The following is a 24445-nucleotide window of genomic DNA, read 5'->3' on the forward strand; positions in this document are numbered from 1 at the left end:
GATAGGATGCAGGAATTACTGAATGAGGCCCAGGACTACAGGAGCAGAATGGTGGAGTGGAGAAGAAAGATACATTCCTGTCCTGAAACCGGATTTTATCTGCCAAAGACATCAGCCATGGTGGCAGGACTGCTGGAGGAGTTTGGATACCAGGTACAGACCGGATTTGCGGAGAGTGCTGTGCTGGGAATCCTGGACACGGGCAGGCCGGGAAATACCATAGCGGTCAGGGCGGACATGGACGCACTGGGAATGCAGGATGAGAAGGATGTGCCTTACCGCTCCGCCAGGGACGGGGTATGCCATGCCTGCGGCCATGATGTACATACAGCCCTTTTGCTGGGACTGGCATCCTATCTTTCAGAGCACAGGGACCAGATTCCGGGCGGGTGCGTCAAGCTGATATTCCAGCCTGCCGAGGAAGGCCCGGCTCCCGGCGGCGCAAAGCTCATCGTGGATTCCGGCGTTCTGGATGGCGTGGACGCCATATTTGGAGCCCACTGCCAGCCTCAGTACCCGGCCGGGGTCATGGGGTGCAGATACGGGAACTTTTTTGCCAGCGGCGATTTTTTTGAGGTAAAGCTGAAGGGAAGGGGATGTCACGCTGCGTCGCCCCATAAGGGAAATGACCTGATACCCATTGCCATGGAGATGATTCAGGCCATTCAGAATATACGTTCCAGGGAGATACCGCCCATGAAGACGGCTGTTATTTCGGTATGCTCCATAAACGCCGGGGTCCTGTCCACTAAAAATGTCCTGCCCTCGGAGCTGACCTTTGGAGGGACCTTCCGGGCCCACGACAGCCAGGTCAGGGACTATATTGCAAAACGGCTGGAGCAGATTGTAAGGGATATCAGCCGGATGAACGGAATCACCTGTGAATTTGAGGATTCCTTTGCATTTCCCTCCTTTGCCAATGACAGGGATGTGACGGATATAATCTGCAAATCCGCGGCAGAAGTGCTGGGCGAAGACAAGGTAATGAAGCGTACGGAGCCTGAGATGGGGTCAGAGGATTTTGCCTGGTATACCAAAAAATTTAAGGGCGCTTTTTTCTTCTTCGGAGTGAAGAATGAGGAGAAGGGCCTGACAGCCAGTCTGCATAATCCCGGATTTGACATTGATGAGGATGCCATGGTTCCGGCCCTGGCTGTCTATATCAGCACACTATACCATCTGTTAGAAAGGCAGGATTCATGAGTACAAAGGATAATACGGCAGGAGAACTGAAAAACAGGTCCATGGTGCTGTGGGCAGTGCTGAGCCTTTCCATGGCCAATGCGCTGGTGGGAACCGGCATATCGCCTGCCCTTGGAGTCATACGCCAGACCTTTCCGGATGCCCCCGGCGTGCTGGTACAGATGATTGTATCCCTGCCGTCACTGATGGTGATTGCAGCAGCCATTCCCTTTACCTGGCTCAGCAGACGGTATTCGGTCCGGAAGCTCTGCGGAACAGGGCTGGTCCTGTTCCTGGCGGGCGGTCTTTTGGGCGGTCTGGCCACCGGTATTTACACACTGGTCCTTACAAGAATCCTCATTGGAGCCGGATATGGGCTGATGATGCCGCTGTCAGTGGGGCTGCTGTCCTATTTTTTTACCAGGGAGGAACAGCACCGCTTAAATGGAGGAATTGTCATATGGTCCAGCGTGTCGTCCATTATCTGTATGGTGCTGGCCGGGTATCTGGCTGCCATTTCCTGGAGAGCCGTGTTCCTGGTGTATCTGTTTGGAATCCCATGTCTGTGGCTGTGCCTGAAGCATATTCCCGATGTAACGGCTGCGGGGAATGAGGCTGCGGGGAATGAAAATGGGGTTCCAGCAGGGGCCGGGCATCATAGCTTTGGAACCCTTGGCGTCATTAAGAAGATATGGGTCTATGGAATTGGCACGTTTGTGGTGTTTGTAGGTTATTTTGCCATACTGAACAACTGCTCCGCCATCATTCTTTCGGAGGGTTTAATCCGCGGGGAAAAAGTGGGAATCATTATGTCATTCCAGACCGTAAGCTCCCTTGTGACAGGGCTTTGTATCGGAAAGCTGAAAAATATCCTGGGAAGATATATGAGTACCTTCATCTGGCTGTGCGCCATTGGCGGACTTCTTTCTCTATATGCAAAGAACAGCCTGGCACTTACCATACTGGGTCTGGTACTGTTTGGAATAGCCCTTGCCTCGGCCGTGGGCACCTTTAACGCAGAGGCATGTATTGCCTGTGAGAAGGAGGAGTCCCTGGCAGCCGGTTCCGTCATTATGTTTATGAGAAGTCTGGGACAGTTTTCTTCACCGCTGGTATTGGGGTTCATGGCCCGGGCCGCAGGCGTCCTGGATATACGGTTCCCCTATGAGGGCGCGGCCCTGTTGTCTGTGGTTATGCTGGGCGTGTTCTGGGTAAAGGGGCTGTCAAGTTAAAACACTCCTCCTGTGGAAGACATATCAATAAAAAAGTCTTTCACAGGGGGAGTGTCATTTATTTGGTTCTCTTGGATTCTCTCAAATCATCCTTTGAATCCATGTCTGTTTTATCCTGCAGGGGATTCCCTCCGGCATCTCCGTCCATATCTTCAAAGGGGTCGGATGGTTTCAGCACCCTGGTCATAAGTCCCATGGCATACATGATAATGGGTATGAAAACCAGGGAGAAGATAACCGCCATGAGATAATTCTTCGGCGCTCCCATGGCAGCCAGCACAATGGCCAGGATAAACAGGCCGGCCAGCCCAATGGCGCCTATGAGGGCAAATATACGTTTCAGTTTCATGTAGCAGCTCCTTTCTGCGGCATCAGGCCTCCTCGGCTAATTCTTCCCAGTGCAGGTACAGCGTTTCTAGCTGTCCGGCTATTTCCTCTTTTTCCTTATTCAGCTCCATAAGCCGCGGCACATCGGTGTAGACCTCTTCCTTGGTGAGCAGGGCGTCAATCTCACTGTCCCTTGTCTCCAGGGCATGGATGGAATCCTCTGTTTTCCTGAGCTCGTTCTGAATCCTGCGTATACGGGCCTGTTCTTCCTTCTGGGCCTTCCACTCCAGCTTCAGGTCATTCTGGGAGCCCTGGGAAGGGCTGCCGGCGGACCGGGAGGTACGGGAGGCGGATGATGAACGGCTGTTCCTGGCCGCAAAGGCCGCTTCCACAGCCTCCTTTTTCTCCAGATAGTAGTCATAGCTGCCGATGTAATTAATCAGGGACTGGCCGGTCAAATCCAGGATTCGGGTGGCTGTGCGGTTGATGAAATACCGGTCGTGGGACACATAGAGGACGGTTCCGGTGTAACGGCACAGGGCGCTTTCCAGGATTTCCTTGGACGTGATGTCCAGATGGTTGGTGGGCTCGTCCAGCAGCAGGAAATTGGCGTCGGACAGCATCAGCTTGGCCAGGGAGACACGGCCCCGCTCGCCGCCGCTCAGGTCGCGGATTAGCTTGAACACATCGTCCCCCGTAAAGAGAAAGGAGGCCAGGGTATTGCGAATCTGGGTATTGTTCATGGTGGGATAGGTGTCCTGGATTTCGTCAAACAGGGTCTTATCCATATGAAGGACCTGGTGTTCCTGGTCGTAGTAGCCGATATGGACCTTGGAACCCAGGCGTATTTCGCCGGTATCAGCCGGAAGCAGCTGGTTGATGATTTTAAGGAGGGTGGTCTTGCCTGTTCCGTTGTTGCCGATGATGGCCACCCGCTCCCCCCGCTTGATTTCAAAGTCCACATCCGTGAACAGGGTCTGGCTGTCAAAGGATTTGCTCAGGCCGGTGACTGTAAGCACATCCTTGCCGCTTTCCACATCCGGCTCCAGCCGGATGTCCATGGAGTCGTCGATGTCCATGGGCTTTTCCAGCCGGTCAATCTTATCCAGCATCTTTTCACGGCTCTCGGCCCTGCGTATGGATTTCTCACGGTTAAAGGATTTCAGCTTGGCAATTACCGCCTCCTGGTGCTTGATTTCCTGCTGCTGATTTAAGTATGCCCGGATTCTGGCATCCCGAAGCATGGCCTTTTTGTCGCTGTATGCAGTGTAGTTGCCGCTGAATACGGTTCCGGTTCCATTGTCCAGCTCCACGATTTTAGTCACCACCCGGTCCAGGAAATACCGGTCATGGGCAACAATGATTACACTGCCGCTGTAGGTCTTAAGGTAAGTCTCCAGCCAGGCAATGGATTCCATGTCCAGGTGGTTGGTTGGCTCGTCCAGAAACAGGATGTCCGGCCTGGTCAGAAGAAGCTTGCCCAGGGACACGCGGGTCTTCTGCCCGCCGGAAAGGGTATTGATGGGCTTTGTGAATTCTTCCTCGGCAAAGCCCAGTCCCTTTAATACACCGGTGATTTCACTGCGGCAGGCATAGCCGCCTTCCAGCTCAAACTGGTGGGTCAGGCGGCTGTATTCCTCCAGCATGGCTTCCAGGCGTTCGCCGGACGCGCTTTTCATATCCAGTTCCAGGGAGCGGATGCGTTCTTCCATCTGCAGAATGGGGCGTTTGACCTCCAGCAGGGCGTCCTGGATGGTGCTGCCGCTGTCCAGGTCCTGGTGCTGGGCCAGATAGCCCACAGAGGCGCCCTTGCCCAGGGCAACGCACCCCTCGTCAGGGGCCAGCTCCCCGATGACGATTTTCAGGAGGGTGGACTTGCCGGCGCCGTTAATTCCCACGATGGCCGCCTTCTCATGGTCCTCCAGGTGGAAGGAAACCTGCTTTAATATATGTTTCTCCCCAAAAGATTTGCTTATATTGCTGCATGATAAAATCATGGTAAACTCCTTTAAAAACGACATATTTTGCTCTCACAAGTATAATATAAGGGAACGATTTTTTCAAGAACATATGTAAACGTGTTTGACATTTTTTTGACGTGTGTTTATAATAGTACTATTAGAGTTTTGATAGAATTGCACAATGGGAAGGTGGATACATCATGGAACGCAAGGAGATTTCGAAGGCAGTGATTTCTAGGCTGCCCCGCTATTACCGTTATTTAGGTGAATTAATAGAGGAAGGTGTGGAGCGTATATCCTCCAACGAGCTGAGCGCCAGAATGAAGGTGACTGCATCTCAAATCCGTCAGGATTTGAATAATTTCGGCGGATTCGGACAGCAGGGATATGGTTATAATGTAAAGTACCTCTATTCGGAAATCGCTAAGATACTGGGAATTGACAGACAGCATAATGTAATTATCATCGGAGCAGGAAACCTGGGACAGGCCATTGCCAACTACACGAATTTTGAGCGCAGGGGCTTTGTCATCAGGGGAATGTTTGATATTAACCCCAAACTGATTGGACTTGTTATCAGGGGAATTGAGATTCGCTCCGTGGATGATTTGGAGACATTTATCCGGGAGAATGAGATTCAGATTGCAGCGCTGACCATTCCCAAGACAAAGGCGCCGGAGATAGCGGACCGCCTTGTGAATGCGGGAATCAGGGCTATCTGGAACTTTGCCCATACGGATTTGGTGGTGCCGGAGGATGTGGTGGTTGAAAATGTACATCTGTCCGAGAGCCTGATGCGCCTTTCCTACCGGGTCAGCAGTATGTATGACCAGCAGGAGGAGCAGAGAAATTCATTAAAGTAAATGTTTAGGAAGTCAGCGCCATGATACTTGGAGTTGGAACGGATTTAATTGAAATCAGCCGCATGGAAAAAGCCTGTAAAAAGGATTATTTTGTGATGCGCACATTTACAGATATGGAAAGCCGGCAAGCAAAGGGGTCCGCCTCTAAGCTGGCCGGCTCTTTTGCTGTGAAAGAAGCTGTGGCCAAGGCTTTGGGAACGGGATTCCGCACCTTTATGCCCATTGACGTGGAGGTGCTCAGGGACGATTTGGGCAAGCCCTATGTCCGCCTTTACCGGGGGGCCCTTACGCGGTTTAAGGAGATGGGGATGGAACGCCTGGAGGTTTCCATCACCAACACAGGGGAATACGCCATGGCATTTGCAGTGGGAGAGGGAAGGATAAAGGAGGTACAGTCATATGAGGATGCTGGTAACGGGAAAACAGATGAAGGCCATTGACGCATATACCATCCATACCGTGGGAATCCCATCCCTGGTCCTGATGGAACGGGCTGCTCTTGAGGTGGCCCGGGCAGCAGAGCGCCTTTGGGAGAAGGGGGATACGGTGTGGGCTGTATGCGGCACCGGCAACAACGGGGCCGACGGCGTGGCGGCAGCCAGAATGCTTCATTTAAAAGGGTATCCGGTGCGTGTATTCCTGGTGGGGAATCCGGAAAGAGGAACAGAGGAATTCAGAGCACAGCTTTCCATTGCCGCCAATGTGGGCCTTTTCTCTTCGCCCTGGCAGGACGGGGAAAAGGAAACGTGCGGCCTTCTCATTGACGCGGTGTTCGGCGTGGGACTGAGCAGGCCGGTTGAGGGAGAGTACAGGCAGTGCATCGAGATGCTGGAGGCCAGGTCCATACGCCGTACCGTGGCAGTGGATGTTCCTTCAGGCATCCATGGGGATACGGGAATTGTCATGGGCATTGCCCTGAAGGCGGATGTAACCGTTACCTTTGGATGGGAGAAGACCGGGACAGCCCTGTATCCGGGACGGGAATATGCAGGGCAGGTGGAAGTGGCTGATATCGGATTTCCCGTTCAGGCCCTGGAGGCGGTGAAGGCGGCAGAGGGAACGGCGGCAGGGGATTTTGCCGTTACCTACGGGGATGAGGACTTGAAACGGATTCCCAGGCGTCCTGCTTATTCCAACAAGGGAACCTTTGGAAAGGTACTGATTGTGGCGGGCTCCAGGAATATGTGCGGGGCCGCTTACCTGAGCGCCTTATCTGCATACCGGACAGGGGCCGGGCTGGTAAAGCTCCTTACGGTGGAGGAAAACCGGCAGATACTCCAGGAACGCCTGCCGGAGGCCATTATAGCCGCCTACACCCCGGACCAGCTCATGGAGGGCAGGGAGGAATTCCGGAAGATGATAGAAGCCCAGATGGAATGGGCCGACGTGGTGGTCCTGGGACCGGGACTGGGAAACGGACCCTACGTGGAGTATCTGGTGGAGGATATACTGACCAGCGCCTTTGTGCCGGTCATCATTGACGCGGACGGCCTGAATGCCATAGCTGGCCATCCCTATCTGACATCCTATTATACGGAGAACATTATTGTGACCCCGCACCTGGGGGAAATGGCCCGGCTCACGGGGGAGGGCATAGAGCAGATTAAGGAAAACCTGGCAGGCACGGCCCTGGAGTATGCAGGCCGCTACGGCCTTACCTGTGTGCTGAAGGACGCAGCCACGGTCACGGCAGGGCGGGACGGGAATTTGTACATCAACTCCAGCGGCAACAGCGCCATGGCAAAGGCCGGCTCAGGAGACGTGCTCACAGGTATCATAGCAGGACTGATAGCCATTGGCATGGAGGAGGAGGAGGCCGCCTGCCTGGGCGTATACCTGCACGGGCGGGCGGGAGACGCGGCCGCCTCTAAAAGCGGCGCCCACAGCCTGCTGGCATCGGAACTGGCGGATGCGGTCGGCAGTGTGATGGCCGGGTCTATGAATTAAAATACAATCAAGAGGGTCCCCGTGAAAAGGGGGACATGACACAGGAGGCAACAACCATGAATTCTTACAGCAGAGTTTACGCAGCCATTGACCTGGATGCGGTGGAATCCAATATGAGGGCAATGAAGGCCAGCCTTGGGCCAGCCACTTCCATGATTGGTGTGGTAAAGACAGACGGGTACGGACACGGGGCCGTTCCGGTGGCCGGAACCATTGCCCCTTATGTGGAAGGCTATGCGGTGGCGACCATTGACGAGGCAATCAATCTGCGCCGCCACGGCATACAGAAAATGATTCTGGTGCTGGGCGTGACCCATGAGAGCCGCTTTGAAGATTTGGTCCGGTATGATATACGTCCGGCCATGTTCCGGTATGAGGAGGCCAGGAAGCTATCGGAGACAGCTGTAAAGAACGGCGCCAGGGCCAGCATCCATCTGGCCGTGGACACAGGCATGAGCCGGATTGGCATGACGCCGGACGAGGCATCGGCAGAGGAGGCAGTCAGGATATCCGGGCTTGCGGGTATCCGCATTGAGGGAATGTTTACCCATTTTGCCAGGGCTGACGAGGCGGATAAGACGTTTTATGAGGCACAGTACAGGGCATACAGGGATTTTTGCGAAATGCTCCGCAGCCGGGGCCTGGATATACCGGTCCGCCACTGCTCCAACAGCGCCGGCATTGTGGAGGGGCTGGACTCCAACGGACTGGATATGGTGCGGGCCGGGATTTCCATTTACGGTCTGTATCCTTCTGATGAGGTGGCTCAGGACAGGGTAAAGCTGGTTCCGGCCATGGAGCTTAAGAGCTTTATCACATACATAAAGACCATTGAGCCCGGTACGGCCGTGAGCTACGGAGGCACCTTTGTGGCAGACCGTCCCATGCGGGTGGCCACCATTCCGGTGGGATACGGGGACGGTTATCCGCGCAGTCTCTCCAATAAGGGCACGGTGCTGATTAGGGGGAAACGGGCAAAAATCCTTGGAAGAATATGCATGGACCAGTTTATGGCGGATGTAACGGACATTCCGGAGGCAGCGGAAGGGGACCAGGCCACCCTCATTGGAAGGGATGGGGATGAATGCATCACGGTGGAGGAGCTGGCCCGTCTGGGCGGCGGTTTCCACTACGAAATCATCTGCGGAATCGGAAAACGGGTCCCCAGGGTCTATCTGAGGGACGGGAAGGCCATTGGCCAAAAGGATTATTTTAACGATATTTACCAGGGCTTCGGATATATGTAAAAGCCTACCAGGCTCAAAGAGAACGTCTGAATCATATGTTATTAGTGTGGCGTAAAGCAGGCCGGATGCCCCAGTGTATCCGGGCCATGTATACACAGGCCAAAAATGTCAATACTAAGGTTGAATAAATTGACGGAGTGTGAACAATGTGATTATCAGACGCGGAGATATTTATTATGCAGATTTACGGCCGGTGGTTGGCTCGGAGCAGGGGGGAGTGCGCCCCGTGCTGATTATCCAGAATGACGTGGGAAATAAGCACAGTCCCACGGTCATATGCGCGGCCATTACATCCAGGATGAACAAAGCCAAGCTGCCCACCCATGTGGAGCTGCCCACCAGGCGCTGTGCCATGATTAAGGATTCGGTCATTCTCCTGGAACAGCTGCGCACCATTGACAAACAGAGATTAAAGGAGAAAATCTGTCATATTGATGAGGAGCTGCAGCAGAGGGTGGATGAGGCCCTTATGATTAGCCTGGAACTGCGTACATAAGCAGGCGGGGGCACCATGGGCAGGTGTATAAGGCACCATTGACGAAATATGAGAAAAATGATATGATAAGCAGAGTTATGCCGTATTTTAGGGGTATAGCTCTGCTTTTTTTGGCAGTACTCCGCGGCAATGGCGTTTTATGAGTATGAAAGGAGTCTTTTTGTCATTATGGACGATGGTTATCCACCTGTCAGTATCCTCATATTGATAGGATTTATTCTTCTGGAGGCAGTGTTTTACGGTTTTGGTTCGGCAATACAGAATGTGAACGAGGGGAAGCTGGAAGAGGAGGCGGCCGGGGGGAATAAAAAGGCTGCCCGCCTGCTGGAGATAGTGAACCGTCCGGTGAGGTTTGTCCATACCATTCAGGTTACCACCCATCTGATGGGTATGATTATAGGAGCGGCAATCCTGCCTGCCATGATTGGCATGGTGGAGCGCAGGTTCCTTCTGAGAAAAGTGCTGGCCTGGGTGGACCCGGCCCAGGTGATGGAGATGGCAGGCACGCCGTGGTACAGGAACCCATCCTGGTGGCAGTGGGCAGGACTTCTGGCCCTGGTCACCATATTTGTCCTGGTGCTGGTCATCAGTTTCGGCATCATTATACCCAAACGCCTGGCGGCCAAGGAGCCTGAGAAGTGGGGATACCATATGCTTCCGGTGGTGCTTTTCTTTGCTGGGGTATTCCTGCCCCTGACACGCCTGATAACGTTGATTTCAGCCCTGGTGCTAAAGCCCTTTGGGGTGGACCTGGCGGACGACGACGGCAATGTGACGGAGGAGGACATCATGTCCATGGTCAATGAGGGCCATGAACAGGGCGTCCTGGAAGCGGACGAGACGGAGATGATAACCAATATCTTTGAGCTGGGAGACAAGGAAGCAGCGGACATCATGACCCACCGCACCAACATGACTGCCCTGGACGGCAGCATGAGCCTTAAGGAGGCAGTGGATTTCATTCTGAATGAAGGCGTGAATACCAGGTATCCTGTATACGGGGAGGACATAGACGACATCATCGGTATCCTGCACATGCGCGATGCCATGACCTTTTCAGAACAGGAAGAGAACAGGGACAGGCTGGTTATGGACATACCCGGCCTTCTGAGGGAAGCCAATTTCATTCCGGAGACAAGGAACATAGATACCCTTTTCAAGGAGATGCAGTCCCGCAAGATTCATATGGAAATCGTGGTGGATGAGTACGGACAGACAGCCGGCCTCCTTACCATGGAGGATATACTGGAAGAAATTGTGGGCAACATCATGGATGAATACGATGAGGAAGAGGATTTCATACAGGCCATGGAGGATGGCTCCTTTGTGATGAGCGGCCTTACGCCGCTGGAAGACGTGATGGAGACTTTGGATATTGAGCTGCCTGAGGAGGACAGCGATACCTACGATACCCTGAACGGATATCTGGTTTCGCGGCTGGACCGCATCCCTCAGGAGGGGGAGAATCCACAGGTGGAATTCGGAGGCTGGCTCTTTGAGGTGGAGCGGGCCGGCAATAAGATGATAGAGAGCGTCCGGGTATTTCCTGTGCCGGAAGGCGGGAAGACTGCGGACAGCGGGAAAGATTCGGTGGAAGAGAAGTATGATGCAGTTAGTAGAGAGCACGAAGGAGATGTTTCGTGACAGCAGATTTTTAAGGAAGGCGCTTATGATTGCCTGTCCCGTGGCCCTGCAGGGAATGCTCAACACAGTGGTAAACCTGGTGGATACCCTGATGATTGGAACCATGGGGGCCACAGCCATAGCAGCAGTGGGACTGGCCAATAAATTTTTCTTTGTATTTTCGCTGCTTGTATTCGGCATTGTCAGCGGAAGCGGCGTACTGGCGGCCCAGTTCTGGGGAAACGGTGATATTAAAAGCATAAGGAAGGTCCTGGGGCTTTCCATTCTGCTGGCCCTGGCAGGCGCCCTGTTTTTCGTTGTACCGGCCCTTATGTCCCCCCAATCCGTCATGCGCATATTCACTACCAGCCATGACAGCGTGGAGCTGGGGGCAAAGTACCTGAAGATAGCGGTTCTGACCTACCCCTTCCTGGCCATGACCAATGTATATGTGGCCATACTCCGGGCGGTGAACAAGGTTATATTCCCTGTTATAAGCAGCTGTATCGCCATTGTGATTAACATATGCCTGAATTACGTGCTCATATTCGGCAAGTTCGGCGCGCCTGCCATGGGAGTATCCGGCGCTGCCGTGGCTACCCTGATAGCCAGAATTATTGAAATTATGCTGATTCTGGGATATGTGTACGGAAAGAAGCTGCCTGTGGCCTGCGGCATCAGGGAGCTGTTTGGCTGGAGCGGCCTGTTCATCGGCCAGTTTTTCAGGACATCCGCCCCTGTCATTGCCAATGAGTTCATGTGGGGGCTGGGCACAACCATGTACTCCCTGGCATACGGGCGCATGGGGGACGAGGCAGTGGCTGCCATCACCATTGCCACCACCATACAGGACATCCTGGTGGTGCTGTTCCAGGGTCTGAGCGCGGCAACGGCCGTTATCCTGGGCAATGAACTGGGGGCAGGCCATCTCAAGCGGGCGGAGAAGTATGCGGTGCATTTCTTCATCCTCCAGTTCATTGCAACAGTGGGCGTGGCAGTGGTGCTGATTGGAATCCGGTGGCCCATTATCAGTCTTTACAACATCACGCCTGAGGTGGCGCGGGACGTAAGCCTGTGCATTCTGATTTTTGCGGCCTACATGCCGGCGAAGATGTTTAATTACGTCAATGTGGTGGGAGTGTTGAGAAGCGGCGGCGACACAAAGATGTGCCTGTTCCTGGACACCAGCGGCGTGTGGTTCATCGGCGTGCCCCTGGCGTTCCTGGGAGCCCTGGTGTGGAGACTGCCTATCTATACGGTCTATGCACTGGTGATGACGGAGGAGGTCTATAAGGCTGTGCTGGGATATATACGGTACAGGCAGAAGAAGTGGCTCAGGAATCTGGCAGCGGAGGTGCGGTAGCTGTGAACGGATACAGGGCGGGAATCTGAGAATCCGGGCCATGAATCCGGGCCAAAGAATTTTTCTTGCCATATAAAAAAATTCGTGTTAATATAGAAAAGATGTGTATAAAATACAGCAGAAGGCTGTATTTGAACGTATAAACCATAAAAGAAGAAACAGGAAAGGGTGTTTACCAATGTCAGGACATTCAAAGTTTGCCAACATTAAACATAAGAAAGAGCGCAACGACGCTGCCAAGGGCAAAATCTTCACTGTTATAGGCCGTGAGATTGCTGTTGCCGTAAAAGAGGGCGGGGCAGACCCGGCCAACAACAGTAAGCTGAGAGACGTTATTGCCAAGGCAAAAGCCAACAACATGCCGAATGATACCATTGACCGCGGCATCAAGAAGGCTGCAGGCGATGCCAACTCCGTGAATTACGAGACCCTTACATACGAGGGATACGGCCCTAACGGCGTGGCCATTATCGTAGATACGCTGACCGACAACAAGAACCGCACGGCTGCCAATGTGAGAAGCGCCTTTACCAAGGGCGGCGGCAACGTAGGCACGCCGGGAAGCGTGTCCTATATGTTCGATAAAAAGGGACAGATTATCATCGACAAGGAAGAGTGCGACATGGACCCGGACGAACTGATGATGCTTGCCCTGGATGCAGGCGCAGAGGACTTTGCCGAGGAGGAGGACAGCTACGAGGTTATCACTGCACCGGATGATTTCAGTGCTGTGCGCGAGGCGCTGGAGGCCCGGAACATTCCCATGATGGAGGCGGATGTGACCATGATACCCCAGACATGGGTGGAGCTGACCGATGAGGACGACATCAAGAAAATAAACCGTACACTGGATTTGCTGGATGAGGACGACGATGTTCAGGCCGTGTACCATAACTGGGACGAATAAGCGAAAAGAAAAACGGTTTGCGGGACATAATTCCTGCAAACCGTTTTTCCGTCTGCCCGTTGGGCCATGCGCCGGCCGAACCCTGCGGTTTAGTTGGATACCACCAGTGTTTTCAGCCCGTCTGTTGCATTGGGGGCATTGAAGATATACAGGGTGTAGGATGTATTGGCGCTCATATTGGCGGAGGTGGTTGCCACCGCGGTGTTGGGGTAGGAGCCGGTCCTGGAGATGTAGAGCTGGTACCACCCCGGATAGAAGCTGGTGTAAGGGGTCACTTCCCTGTACCGCACATTGGTGAAGGCAGTGTAGGAAGAGTTCTGGCTGCCGATGGACACGTCGAAGGGCCCCAGGTTCAGAGACAGGTTGCAGGCCCGCAGACAGCTGGTGCCGGAAGGGGCGTTGCAGGAAATGTCGGATATTTCCATGATGTCCAGGCCGCTTGCCGTATTGATGATGGCAATGGTCATGGAGGCTGAGGCTCGGACCTGTATGGTTTTCTGGATGTACACATATCCGTTGGCTCCTGAAACCGTGACGGTCTGGGTGCCGGAGGCGGACTGGACATAGCCTGTTATGTCGCCGTTTCCCAGGCCGCTTGCAATCATCCAGTTGCCCAGGTACACGTAAAAGGGCTGGTAACCGGTGGAAGCATTCAGAATGCGCACCCTGCCGAAGCTGGTGGCGATGCAGTTGTAGCATGGGAAGGTGACGCCGGGAATCACAGTGACAGAGCCGCTGTTTCCGGGGAAAATGGGCCGGAAGATGGGCGGGAAGCCGGGGCGGTTATTGCCGCTGTCCACAGGACCGCCTTCGCCCGGATTGGGAAGGGGGATGACAGGGACGTTGGAGCCGTTATTCTGATTGCTGCCGCTGTCCACAGGGCCTCCCTCGCCGGGGTTGGGAAGGGGAGCCACGGGAACATCTGCCTCACCCAGCTCTGCCGTGGTCAGGAGGGTGTCCGGATACTCGTTCATTCTGTCTGTATGATAGGACTGATTGTTCATAGAGACCTCGCAAAAGATTGATTCATTATAGTCTATTCATATGGAAGCCGGAATGTGATTGTTTTCGGAAAAAAGGGAACTGCATTTTTAACAGGCTGATGCATATAATAAAAAGAACCAGTGTATCAGGAGCGTGGGCATATGTCATGGGAACCAAAGAAAACAGCCGTATCCGCACTGGGGCTGCCCCGGGATGTAATTCTGGGGGATGTGCTTATAAGCTTTGTGGGCAGGAGCCAGGTGAATGTGGAGAATTACAGGAGCATCCTGATTTACACGGACACCCTGATTAAGCTCCAGGCTAAGAACTGCAAGGTGGTGATTCACGGAGCCCGCTTAAAGATTGATTACTATACGGCGGAGGAGATGAAGATAACCGGCCAGGTCGGTTCTTTGGAATTTGAAACATAAATCAAAGGAGGGGCCTGCTTGATTGAATGGCTGTTACATAATTGGGAAGGATATGTAAGACTCCGTCTTCACGGCTATTCTCCGGAACGCTTCCTGAATCTCTGCAATGCCAGAGGTCTGGAGGTATGGGGACTGATTTGCAACCGGGACGGGGATTATGAGTTTTTCATGACTGTGGAAGGGTACCGCCGGGTGAAGCCCCTGGTGCGCAAGGCACAGGTAAGGCTGCACATCACCGGCCGTTTCGGCCTCCCATTTTTTATTTACAGGCACAGGAAACGCTGGTATTACGGGGCGGGAATCATGGCTTTTTTCCTGGTGCTTTATGTTATGTCCCTGTTCATATGGGATATCCAGTTTGAAGGCAATTACAGGTATACCTACGACACCCTGGTCCGTTTTCTGGACACCCAGGACATTGATTACGGTATGCTGAAGGCCAGGATTAACTGCGAGGACCTGGAAGCCTCCATGCGCACAAGTTTTCCCGAGATAACCTGGGTATCTGCCCGGGTGTCAGGCACAAGACTGCTCATCCATATCAAGGAAAACGAGGTGCTGTCCACGATTCCTGAGAAGGACGAGACACCCTGCGACATAGTGGCTGCCCGGTCAGGAGTCATTACCTCCATGGTGGTGCGGCAGGGCATTGCCCAGGTCAGCGTGGGGGATGAGGTGGAGGAGGGACAGGTACTGGTCAGCGGACGCGTCCCCATCATCGGTGACAATGAGGAGGAAATCAATGCCTACATGGTTCACGCGGATGCAGATATCGTGGCAAGGACCGTCAAGCAATATGAGAAGACATTTCCTCTCCTGCACAGGGAACGGGTTCGGACAGGGCGCAGGCGGAGAGGGTGGTACATGAAGGCCGGGGCCTGGTCCTTTACCTTCCTGACCCCTGTGAGGGGACAGGGAGAGTGGGATTATTCCATGGAGGAAAAGCAGTTCAGGCTGTTTTCCAATTATTATCTGCCTGTGTATATAGGCACCATACAGGGCCGGGAGATGGCATCCTATGAGCGGAATTACAGGGAAGATGAGCTGAAGGAGCTGTCCAAAGCCATAAATTACCAATTTGTCAAAAATTTAGAGGAAAAGGGGGTACAAATTCTTGAAAATAATGATAGAATAGAAACAAGTGTTTCTGAATGCCGTCTGACGGGTGAACTTGTGACAGAGGAATCCATTGTTAAGACACAGCCGGCAGCAGAGCCTGACAAGAATTCCGGCGGGGAGCCGGGAGAAAAACCAGAGGAGACAATGACTGCTGAATGAGTGTAATTGAGACAATGATTGACATTCCCGCAGAGCATGAGAGGAATGTCTGCGGACAATTTGACACCTACTTAAAGAAAATAGAGCGCACCCTGCATGTGACCATGATTGCCAGGGACGGCGAAATAAAAATCATCGGACCGGAGAAAACCATAGGCCAGGCCAAAAGCGTGTTCAACAACCTGATTGAGCTGTCCAGGAGAGGCAATACCATCACGGAACAGAACGTGGACTATGCCCTGTCCCTGTCTTTCACGGAGAATGACGGACAGCTTCTGGAGATTGACAAGGACATCATATGCCGGACCATATCCGGCAAACCGGTGAAGCCAAAGACACTGGGACAAAAACACTATGTGGATGCCATCCGCAAGAAGATGATTGTGTTCGGCATCGGACCTGCCGGTACGGGAAAGACATACCTTGCCATGGCCATGGCCATCCAGGCTTTTAAAAACGGAGAGGTGGGGCGCATCATCCTTACCAGGCCGGCCATTGAGGCCGGCGAGAAGCTGGGATTTCTGCCGGGCGACCTCCAGAGCAAGATTGACCCCTACCTTCGTCCTCTTTACGACGCCCTGTACCAGATTATGGGAGCGGAGAGCTATCTCCATAATTCGGAAAAGGGGCTGATAGAGGTGGCGCCCCTGGCTTACATGAGGGGAAGGACTCTGGACAATGCCTACATCATCCTGGATGAGGCCCAGAACACCACTCCGGCACAGATGAAGATGTTCCTTACCAGAATCGGTTTTGGTTCCAAGGTCATCATAACAGGGGACCAGACCCAGAAGGACCTTCCGGGCGGCGCTGTTTCCGGTCTGGACACAGCCCTTAAGGTGCTGAAACGGATTGATGACATTGGTTTCTGTTACCTGACCAGTTCCGATGTGGTGCGCCATCCCCTGGTGCAGAAAATTGTACAGGCCTACGAGACTTATGAACAGAAGAATACCCCGCCCCCAGGACGGCGCAGGATACGGGAGCGGAATTAATCCGCCAAGGAGATAAGACCATGACCATTTCAATTGAATATGAAGCAGAGAAGGTACTGGATTTGCCCTACCGGGAAATCATTGAGGACATTGTGCTGGCTGCCCTGGATTATGAGGGCTGTCCCTACGAGGCAGAGGTCAGTGTCATTCTTACGGACAATGACGCCATACAGGAAATCAACCGGGAGCACCGTCAGATTGACGCCCCAACGGACGTGCTGTCCTTTCCCATGGTGGATTACGGGACGCCGTCGGATTTTGACCATGTGGAGGACGCCGTGGAGGATTATTTCAATCCTGAGACCGGCGAACTGATGCTGGGCGACATTGTGATTTCCGTGGACAAGGTGGAGGAGCAGGCTGGGAAATACGGCCATTCCCAGACCAGGGAGCTGGCTTTCCTGACAGCCCACAGCATGCTCCATCTGTTTGGCTACGACCACATGGAGGACGGCGAACGGCTGGTGATGGAAGAAAAACAGAAAGAGATACTGGAAACCAGGGGGTATACAAGATGAGAAACGGGTTCAGAAGGATGGCAATCAGTTGGACGGCAGGGCTTACCATGTCAGTACTGGCCATGGCAGTGATGTTAACGGGCTGCGCAAAGGAGGCCAGCGTGGAAGTGACCACGGCTTTGGAGACTTCTGCCGCCGCTGAGGCCACTGAACCCGATATTATCATCCGGTCGGACCCCGAGACCACAAAAGAGGATACCGGAAGCCTGCCGGATTATTATCTTCCTGAGGAACGGACAGAGGAGGGCGGAATGATACGCAGCTACCTGACCGGCCAGATGGTGGAAGCTGCCAGGGGAAACCGCCGGCCCGCTGCCGTGATGATGAGCAATGACAAGGAGGCCAGGCCCCAGTACGGCATGAACCGTGCAGGCGTTGTCTATGAGGCGCCTGTGGAGGGCGGCATGAACCGGTATATGGCCCTTATAGAGGATTATGACGGTCTGGAGCGCATAGGCTCGGTGCGCAGCTGCCGGACCTATTACACCTATTTTGCCAGGGAATTTGACGCCATCTATGTCCACTACGGCCAGAGCACCTTTGCCAAGCCGTATCTGAAGAACGTGGACAATATCAATGGTCTGGATGCCATCGGCGGCCTGGCCTTTTACCGCACAAAGGACAAGAAGTCGCCCCATAACGCGTATACCAGCGGGGACAGGATTACTGCCTCTATTGAGAAGCTGGGGTACACCCAGTCCTATGACCCTTCCTACCAGGGCCATTATCTCTTTGCCAGGGACGGCAGGGAAGCGTCCCTTGAACAGCGTCCCGGAGTCATGGATGCAGGCACGGTAAAGACCGGCTACATGATGAACCAGGCATACTTTGTATATGACCCCTCGGACGGGCTGTACCACCGTTACCAGTACGGCGGAATCCACCAGGGGGACGAAGGCCCCGTTGCAGTGAAGAACGTGATTTTCCAGTACTGCCAGACCGGCCATTACGCCACTACGGATTATCTGGATATCAATGTACATACCACGGAATGCGGGTATTTTATGACAGACGGCAAAGCGATTCCCATTAACTGGGAGAAGGACGGCGAGTTCGGCACCACCCGTTATTATGATACCAATCACGATGAAGTTGTGCTGAATCAGGGAAAGACCTGGGTCTGTATTATTCCCACCAGGGATTTTGCCAAGTCGGAAATTATGGGAAATGAGGATACACAGTAAAAAGACATGAATCCAAGGACAAGCAGGAAAAAAACCAGGAAACAGAAAGCAGCTGATTTTGTCATACAGGGAAGCATCCTGGCCATGGCCGGTATCGTGGTGCGCATCATAGGGATGCTCTACCGGATGCCCCTTAACGACATTATCGGAAAACAGGGAAACGGATATTATACATCGGCCTTTAATGTGTATAATATCCTCCTTATATTATCCTCCTACAGCATGCCGGTGGCAGTATCCAAGATGATATCCGCCCGGCTGGCCAGGGGAGAGCACAGAAATTGCAGCCGCATCTTAAAAGCGGCTCTTATTTATGCCACGGTGGTGGGAGGCGTGGCGGCAGTGGTCCTGTGGTTTGGGGCGGATTTGTTCGCAGAACTTATCAAGACGCCTTTCAGCCGCTATGCGCTTAAGACCCTGGCGCCCACCATCTGGATTATGGCATATCTGGGAGTGCTCAGGGGATATTTCCAGGGAACAGGCACCATGGTGCCCACGGCAGTGTCCCAGATTTTAGAACAGATAGTCAATGCAGTGGTCAGCGTGGTTGCGGCCGGAATCCTCTTTGGGGTGGGCTCGTCCATCAATGCTGCCCGGGGCGCCAAGGATTATTCCTATGCGCTGGGTGCTGCAGGCGGCACCATTGGAACCGGAGCGGGCGCGCTCACGGCCTTTTTGTTTTTCATATGCCTTACTGCCTCCAGAGGGCGGGAGAGAAGGCAGCTGGTCCGGGAGGACAGGTCAGGGAGGACGGAGAGCTACCGCAGGATTTTCTACGTGCTCACCATCACCGTACTGCCCATTGTTATCAGCAGCGGCATCTACAACTGCTCCAATGTGGTGGACAATTACCTGTTTGGACAGGGCATGGATAAGCTGGGCTATCTGGAGGATTCCATCGCCACCTACTGGGGCGTGCTGGGCCAGTACCAGCTGTTGTTCAACATACCGGTGGCTGTTTCCAATGCCCTTTCTTCTTCCCTGATACCATCCCTCACAAGGGCAGTGGCAAACAGGAACAGAAGGGAGAAGCTGGAGCGGATTGCCACCTCCATCCGTTTCTCCCTGCTGATTGCCATTCCGGCCGCAGTGGGAATCACGGTGCTGGCAAAGCCGGTTTGCAACCTGCTGTTTATCAGCGAGGACAATGCCATGCTGATACGGCTCTCCATGGCTGGTTCCCTGGCCGTGGTATTTTATTCCCTGTCAACGGTTACAAACGCCATTCTCCAGGGACTGAACCACATGGACGTGCCCATACGCCATGCAGTCATTGCTCTGGTCATTCACGTGGCAGTGCTGGAGGTATTTCTCATGGTGCTGAAGATGGGAATTTACAGCGTGGTGTTCGCCAATATTATGTTCGCCTTTGTGATGTGTCTCTTAAACGGACACGCCATTGCCAGATTTGCCAGATATAAGCAGGAATACAAGAGGACCCTTATCCTGCCTTCAATATGCGCCGGATTCATGGGAGCTGCTGCTTACGGGGTATACAGAGCCATCTACGCCCTGCTTCCGGACCGGCTGATGGGGGGCAGGACCGGCATGGCCATCGTGGTATTTCCCTCCGTGGCAGTGGCCATCCTGGTCTACGCCGTGCTCCTTGTAAGGTTCAGGGCAGTGGAGGAAGAGGAGCTTAAGGGCATGCCGGGAGGAAGGAGACTGGTACGGCTTTTGAACCGTTTCCGGCTTCTGGGATAGGATGCATGGGATGCATGGGAAAAGAGTGATGGAAAATTTGAGAATTCATGATTAAAACTGGATTAGAAAGCAGATACTAACCTTAAAGCGGCTTACGGCGCCATGCCGACCGGGTATGGCGGGGCGGAGCCAGCGAGGAGGTTAGTTCATGAAGAAGCTATTATACTGCTTTGCCCTGTTTGCAGTTACATCGGTTGTGTGTCTGATTGTTGCATACGGGATTACCCGATATAGCGTTAGGCAGGAACAGGCAGTTCCCAATACGGTCATTGAAACGGAGACTGTCAATGATGTGGATGACAGGGCCGCCATGAACCAGGAACAGGTAAAGCCAATACTGGAAAGCGTTTCTCCGGCAGAAGAATACTATCTTGTGTCGGAGTCCGGCTTTCTCCTGGTATTCTGCAGTGACCGCAGCACCATCTGTCTTTACACCCATATCCCTATTACGGATTTTCCGGAAAAGGAGAGGGAAAAGCTGATGGAGGGCATATGGTTTCCGTCCATGATGGACGTATACCACTATCTGGAATCCTATACAAGCTGACAAGGTCCAGCCTATGCGGTGGCCAGATGTTCCTTTTTTTTCTTTTCATTTTTCTGGATAAAGTCTAAAAGGTCCTCGTCCTCGGAATTCTTCACATCACCATTCAGGGCGGAACTGAGCACCTGGGTGAGCTCATCCATGTAATGGTGATAGACTACGCTGGTCCTGTCATGGGGGCGTGGGATGTCTATGGTGATGTCGGCCAGTATTTTTCCTTTTTCCCTGGACATGACGATGACGCGGTCGCTGAGATAGACTGCCTCGTCCACATCGTGGGTAACCATTAAGGCCGTGGTCTTTTTTGCCTGAAGCATCTGCTCCAGCTGTTTTTGAAGCAGCTGCCGCATCTGGAAATCCACTGCCCCCAGGGGCTCGTCCAGGAGCAGGACCTCAGGGTCGCAGGCAAGGGCGCGCAGCAGGGCCACACGCTGTTTCATTCCGCCGGATATCTCATGGATATAGTAGTTGGCATAGTCCTGGAGCTGCGCCATTTCAAGAAGCTCCTTCAGGCGCTGTTCACGCTGTGTCTTTGGTATCTTTCTCTTTTTCATGGGATAGAGAATGTTTTCACCCACCTTCAGCCATGGAAGGAGGGCATAATTTTGGAATACAAAGGCACGGTCAGGACCGGGCTTTGTCACTTCACGGTTATTTACAAAAATTCTGCCGCTGTCCCGCGGCTGAAAACCCGCAATAATAGTAAGGGTGGTTGTTTTGCCGCAGCCGGAAGGACCTAACAGGGAAACGAATTCCCCGTCCCTGACTTCAAAGCTGATATCTGACAGAACAACGGTCCTTTCTTTGGCGCCGCGTTTGCTCTCAAAACTCTTGCTGAGTTCCTGCACAGTGATAGACATAATAATCTTCCTTTCTTTTAAATTCCCAAGAATTTGATGTGGACGGAGTCCGGAAGAATCCCGTCAGCATTTATGACCTCAGAAAATGTCCCGGTCCGGTTTAAAGCCCGGACTGTTTTGTTATAGGCATCCACAAATTTCAGGAAGGGTTCCGTGTCCGCCACGTCTCTGCGCACAACCAGTACATAGGAGATATAGTCCTCGTCTGATATGGGCGCAATGGTTACTCCGGGCACCAGGACTGCTTTGGTGACATCCATGACCGCGGCGTCAATCTGCCCTGTTTCAAGGGAATATCCCAGAACCCTGGGACTGATTTCCGAGATTTCAGTAATCTGCGGATAGGCTTCCGACACCATCTTCGACAGATGCCTGCGGCCCTGGCTGATGCCTATATGGGATACATGTTCCATATCCGTGCCGCTGTAAATCATCACATCTGAATTCATGATGACAGGGGCGTATATCATGAACCGTTTGTCCTCAATCAGATGGTATGCCATGTGACTGCAGTAAAATGCAACGTCAATTTCCTCTGAGCGTAAAGCCCATTGTGCGGTATTGTTTCAGCAGTCGTTGAATTCAAAGGATTCAACGGCTGTTTTTCCCTGGACCGTGTTGCTGCCGCAGTGTCTTAAAGTCTCATCCATCAGATAACCGGATATATCGTCTCCGGCTCCGATGCGCAGCAGGCCCCGGTCTGTTCCTGTGTTATCCTTAGGAAAAAGGAATATTGCAAGGAAACAGACGGTGAAGAGGGCTGCTGTACACAGCAGGGCTTTTAGGGATGGGTTCATATGAATGCTCCTTTCAACAGCAGTTATCCATGCCATCGCCGAATAAATCCTTTGGCTGTCCGTCGATGATGCGGTAAATGGCATATCCGGCCTGTCCGTTTTTTTCACCGGAGATGATAAATTCCATTTCGCCTTCATTGTCTATGTTCTTAAATTGTATGCCCTGGTTTTCAATGGGCGCAGGGATAGGGTCGGTATAAACATAACCGCCGCTGTCCTGGCCAATGGCAGTTACGAAGCGGACCAGGGAACCTTCTTTATAAATAACAAGCAGGTCAGGTATCCCGTCGTCCGTCACATCCTCCTCACAGGCCAGATAAATTTCCCGGTCGGGAAACTCCTTTTTAAAGATAAGCAGAGCCTGGTTGTCCTCCTCCACAGCAGGGGCAAAGGCCAGTCTGCGGCGGCCGGTATTTGTTTCTTCTGTCTGCTTCCGGAGATATTTGCTGGCTGAAAAAGCAAGAAAGCAGACGGATAAAAGTAGGATGGTGTACAGGGAAATCCGTTTGTATGGGGTCAGCTTTTTTGTTTTTTTACTCATCATTCATCTCCTAAACCATTTCAGCAGTCTGGCTGCCAAGCTGTTTTTTTATGATTCGTGCCAGCGCCACACATGCATAGATAACCAGGACAAAGCTGCACAGGTATTTCAGCCACAGGGGCGCAGTGAAAATCAGTTTGTTGGCAGCCCGGATTGTCTTCTGGGAGGCGTCAAAATCCAGAACAGGCTTAAAACCGGGCATAAGCAGCTGGTTTGTGATGTATCCCACAATATTGGAAATGACAGTCACCATGAAAAAGTACATAATCATGGCCCGTTTTCCAATGGTCCGGTGAATGGTAAGCAGCTCCGGTATATTAGTGGAAGCGCCTGCCATTAAAAATGTGATTGCGACCCCGGGAGCAGCGCCGCTGGCCACAAGGGCCGCGATAAAGGGGATATGACCCACCGCGCACACATACATGAGGGCGGCCACCACCGTGATTCCAAAAAGGGAGATGATTCCCGGATTCCCCAGATAGGTCTGCACGGCTGACTGGGGGAATATATTGAAAATCAGGCCGGCAATGAGCATTCCGCTTACCGCATATTTACATACGGTGACAGACAGCTCGGTAAAGGACCACTTCAGTCCGGACAGCAGCTTGTCCTTAAAAGAGACTGGTTCCTCTTCCAGGAGGATTATGGGCTGTCCGGTCTGTTCACCGATACCCGGCATATGAAGCTCGCTGCCTGCGAATCTGTTTGCAACCACACCGATGAGCATGGGAGCCACAAATCCGGTGATTACATATATAATGGTAATTTCTTTTCCTAAAAGTCCCCAGCAGAGAATCACTGCAATGGGATTAATCATGGGGGAGGATGTCATGAATGCCAGTGTGGGGCCCAGATAGGCGCCTGAATAGTACAGGCTGATTCCCAGGGGTATGGTTCCGCAGCTGCATATGGGAATCAGCATACCGAACACAGTGACCCAGAATACGCCGGAAACCCTGGATGAACAGATGGAGCTTTTTTTCATCTTTTCAGGGCTCAGAAATTCATGTAAAGCTCCGGCAATGGCAAAGCTTATGACCATCCAGACCGAGGAACTGTTCAGCATATTAAGTGCGGAGTAACAGACATGGAAGATAAACGCAAAGAATTCATTTAACAAGATTGTATTGCCTCCTCAAATGCCGCGGTTATGGATTCACGGCTTAATTTCTTTATGGCCCTGGATTCATTAATGACCAGCATGCTTTTGGTTACCGCACCGTATTTCTTGATATAATCGAAGTCTCTGCCGGTTTTATATATGACGACTTCCAGCCTTCCTTCATATTCTTTCTTTAAGGATTCAACGAACCCAATGTAAACCTCGCATCATGCACATGCGCAAATGTATTCAATACATGGTCTGTTCATGGCAGCTTTCCCCCTTTTTTACTTGTATTTTTTTCCATTCGGAGGAATTATAACATAATAAGCGGCTGAAAGAAACACGTATAGAAATAT

The 24445-nt window shown here is 52.7% G+C and carries 25 protein-coding genes and 1 pseudogene; 17 read left to right on the forward strand and 9 right to left on the reverse strand.

All coding sequences use genetic code 11. The annotated features are described in order from the left end of the window. Nucleotides 1-6 precede the first annotated feature (6 nt). Both I2H39_RS12735 and I2H39_RS12740 read left to right on the forward strand, forming a co-directional pair. Nucleotides 7-1203: an amidohydrolase gene (locus I2H39_RS12735; protein WP_138311411.1), complete on the forward strand. Its 1197-nt coding sequence runs from the start codon at nt 7-9 to the stop codon at nt 1201-1203. Next, nucleotides 1200-2414 (forward strand): MFS transporter, encoded by a 1215-nt coding sequence (locus I2H39_RS12740; protein WP_195626629.1) that lies wholly within the window; start codon nt 1200-1202, stop codon nt 2412-2414. The genes I2H39_RS12735 and I2H39_RS12740 overlap by 4 nt, the downstream gene beginning before the upstream one ends. A gap of 58 nt (nt 2415-2472) precedes the next feature. Here I2H39_RS12740 and I2H39_RS12745 read toward each other — a convergent pair whose 3' ends face one another. Then, nucleotides 2473-2763: a hypothetical protein gene (locus tag I2H39_RS12745; protein WP_195626630.1), complete on the reverse strand. Its 291-nt coding sequence runs from the start codon at nt 2761-2763 to the stop codon at nt 2473-2475. A 22-nt stretch (nt 2764-2785) separates the two neighbouring features. Continuing rightward, nucleotides 2786-4738, reverse strand: coding sequence for an ABC-F family ATP-binding cassette domain-containing protein (locus I2H39_RS12750; RefSeq protein WP_195626682.1), 1953 nt, complete (start codon nt 4736-4738; stop codon nt 2786-2788). Between the two features lie 164 nt (nt 4739-4902). Here I2H39_RS12750 and I2H39_RS12755 point away from each other — a divergent pair, with 164 nt between their 5' ends. From I2H39_RS12755 to I2H39_RS12790, 8 genes are all read left to right on the forward strand, one after another. Next, nucleotides 4903-5565: a redox-sensing transcriptional repressor Rex gene (locus tag I2H39_RS12755; protein ID WP_138311414.1), complete on the forward strand. Its 663-nt coding sequence runs from the start codon at nt 4903-4905 to the stop codon at nt 5563-5565. Between the two features lie 20 nt (nt 5566-5585). Then, nucleotides 5586-6005 (forward strand): holo-ACP synthase, encoded by a 420-nt coding sequence (acpS, locus tag I2H39_RS12760; protein ID WP_138311415.1) that lies wholly within the window; start codon nt 5586-5588, stop codon nt 6003-6005. Then, nucleotides 5965-7512, forward strand: a complete 1548-nt coding sequence (locus I2H39_RS12765; RefSeq protein ID WP_138311416.1) for an NAD(P)H-hydrate dehydratase — start codon at nt 5965-5967, stop codon at nt 7510-7512. Before acpS ends, I2H39_RS12765 begins: the two co-directional genes overlap by 41 nt. A 56-nt stretch (nt 7513-7568) precedes the next feature. Continuing rightward, nucleotides 7569-8759, forward strand: a complete 1191-nt coding sequence (gene alr, locus I2H39_RS12770; protein WP_138311417.1) for an alanine racemase — start codon at nt 7569-7571, stop codon at nt 8757-8759. A gap of 148 nt (nt 8760-8907) precedes the next feature. Further along, nucleotides 8908-9255, forward strand: coding sequence for a type II toxin-antitoxin system PemK/MazF family toxin (locus I2H39_RS12775; protein ID WP_138311418.1), 348 nt, complete (start codon nt 8908-8910; stop codon nt 9253-9255). Between the two features lie 168 nt (nt 9256-9423). Next, complete coding sequence (locus tag I2H39_RS12780) at nt 9424-10899, forward strand: hemolysin family protein (RefSeq protein WP_195626631.1); 1476 nt, start codon at nt 9424-9426, stop codon at nt 10897-10899. Continuing rightward, the gene (locus I2H39_RS12785; protein WP_138311420.1) at nt 10859-12241 is read left to right on the forward strand and encodes an MATE family efflux transporter; all 1383 of its coding nucleotides are present in this window, start codon (nt 10859-10861) and stop codon (nt 12239-12241) included. The genes I2H39_RS12780 and I2H39_RS12785 overlap by 41 nt, the downstream gene beginning before the upstream one ends. A 178-nt stretch (nt 12242-12419) precedes the next feature. Then, complete coding sequence (locus I2H39_RS12790; RefSeq protein WP_138311421.1) at nt 12420-13148, forward strand: YebC/PmpR family DNA-binding transcriptional regulator; 729 nt, start codon at nt 12420-12422, stop codon at nt 13146-13148. Between the two features lie 89 nt (nt 13149-13237). Here I2H39_RS12790 and I2H39_RS12795 read toward each other — a convergent pair whose 3' ends face one another. Then, the gene (locus I2H39_RS12795) at nt 13238-14152 is read right to left on the reverse strand and encodes a DUF4397 domain-containing protein (RefSeq protein WP_138307501.1); all 915 of its coding nucleotides are present in this window, start codon (nt 14150-14152) and stop codon (nt 13238-13240) included. Between the two features lie 141 nt (nt 14153-14293). On the opposite strand from I2H39_RS12795, the gene I2H39_RS12800 reads away from it, so the two are divergent. The 7 genes from I2H39_RS12800 to I2H39_RS12830 all read left to right on the forward strand — a co-directional run bounded on the left by I2H39_RS12800 (nt 14294) and on the right by I2H39_RS12830 (nt 20789). Beyond that, a complete protein-coding gene (locus I2H39_RS12800; RefSeq protein WP_138307499.1) occupies nt 14294-14563 on the forward strand; it encodes a YabP/YqfC family sporulation protein in 270 nt (89 codons plus the stop codon). An 18-nt stretch (nt 14564-14581) separates the two neighbouring features. After that, nucleotides 14582-15841, forward strand: coding sequence for a sporulation protein YqfD (locus I2H39_RS12805; RefSeq protein ID WP_195626632.1), 1260 nt, complete (start codon nt 14582-14584; stop codon nt 15839-15841). Next, the gene (locus I2H39_RS12810) at nt 15838-16836 is read left to right on the forward strand and encodes a PhoH family protein (protein WP_138307494.1); all 999 of its coding nucleotides are present in this window, start codon (nt 15838-15840) and stop codon (nt 16834-16836) included. Before I2H39_RS12805 ends, I2H39_RS12810 begins: the two co-directional genes overlap by 4 nt. 20 nt (nt 16837-16856) lie before the next feature. Further along, complete coding sequence (ybeY, locus tag I2H39_RS12815) at nt 16857-17354, forward strand: rRNA maturation RNase YbeY (protein ID WP_138307492.1); 498 nt, start codon at nt 16857-16859, stop codon at nt 17352-17354. A 17-nt stretch (nt 17355-17371) separates the two neighbouring features. Beyond that, nucleotides 17372-18538 carry a DUF3048 domain-containing protein gene (locus I2H39_RS12820; protein ID WP_330640913.1) on the forward strand — a complete coding sequence of 389 codons (1167 nt, stop codon included), beginning with the start codon at nt 17372-17374 and terminating at the stop codon, nt 18536-18538. A gap of 6 nt (nt 18539-18544) precedes the next feature. Further along, nucleotides 18545-20242: a polysaccharide biosynthesis protein gene (locus tag I2H39_RS12825; protein WP_138307488.1), complete on the forward strand. Its 1698-nt coding sequence runs from the start codon at nt 18545-18547 to the stop codon at nt 20240-20242. A 148-nt stretch (nt 20243-20390) separates the two neighbouring features. Next, nucleotides 20391-20789, forward strand: coding sequence for a hypothetical protein (locus tag I2H39_RS12830; RefSeq protein ID WP_138307486.1), 399 nt, complete (start codon nt 20391-20393; stop codon nt 20787-20789). An 11-nt stretch (nt 20790-20800) separates the two neighbouring features. On the opposite strand, the gene saoA is transcribed toward I2H39_RS12830, so the two are convergent. The 6 genes and pseudogenes from saoA to saoT form a co-directional block, all read right to left on the reverse strand. Next, entirely contained in the window at nt 20801-21646 is an 846-nt protein-coding gene (saoA, locus tag I2H39_RS12835) for an ABC transporter ATP-binding protein SaoA (RefSeq protein ID WP_138307484.1), read from the reverse strand. Nucleotides 21647-21663: 17 nt separating this feature from the next. Next, nucleotides 21664-22197 (reverse strand): annotated as a pseudogene (gene saoB / locus I2H39_RS12840) (ABC transporter substrate-binding (seleno)protein SaoB); the annotation flags it as partial. 15 nt (nt 22198-22212) lie between these two features. Further along, nucleotides 22213-22443, reverse strand: coding sequence for a hypothetical protein (locus tag I2H39_RS12845; RefSeq protein WP_195626634.1), 231 nt, complete (start codon nt 22441-22443; stop codon nt 22213-22215). Nucleotides 22444-22456: 13 nt separating this feature from the next. Beyond that, entirely contained in the window at nt 22457-22987 is a 531-nt protein-coding gene (gene saoC / locus I2H39_RS12850) for a Cys-Cys-COOH (seleno)protein SaoC (protein WP_207746804.1), read from the reverse strand. A gap of 7 nt (nt 22988-22994) precedes the next feature. After that, nucleotides 22995-24104: an efflux transporter SaoE gene (gene saoE / locus I2H39_RS12855; protein WP_227146304.1), complete on the reverse strand. Its 1110-nt coding sequence runs from the start codon at nt 24102-24104 to the stop codon at nt 22995-22997. After that, complete coding sequence (gene saoT / locus I2H39_RS29475; RefSeq protein ID WP_264469615.1) at nt 24098-24355, reverse strand: thioredoxin-like (seleno)protein SaoT; 258 nt, start codon at nt 24353-24355, stop codon at nt 24098-24100. Before saoT ends, saoE begins: the two co-directional genes overlap by 7 nt. Between the last annotated feature and the right edge of the window lie 90 nt (nt 24356-24445).

The organism is Clostridium sp. 1001283B150225_161107_B6 (assembly GCF_015556325.1).
Lineage (GTDB): Bacteria > Bacillota > Clostridia > Lachnospirales > Lachnospiraceae > Enterocloster.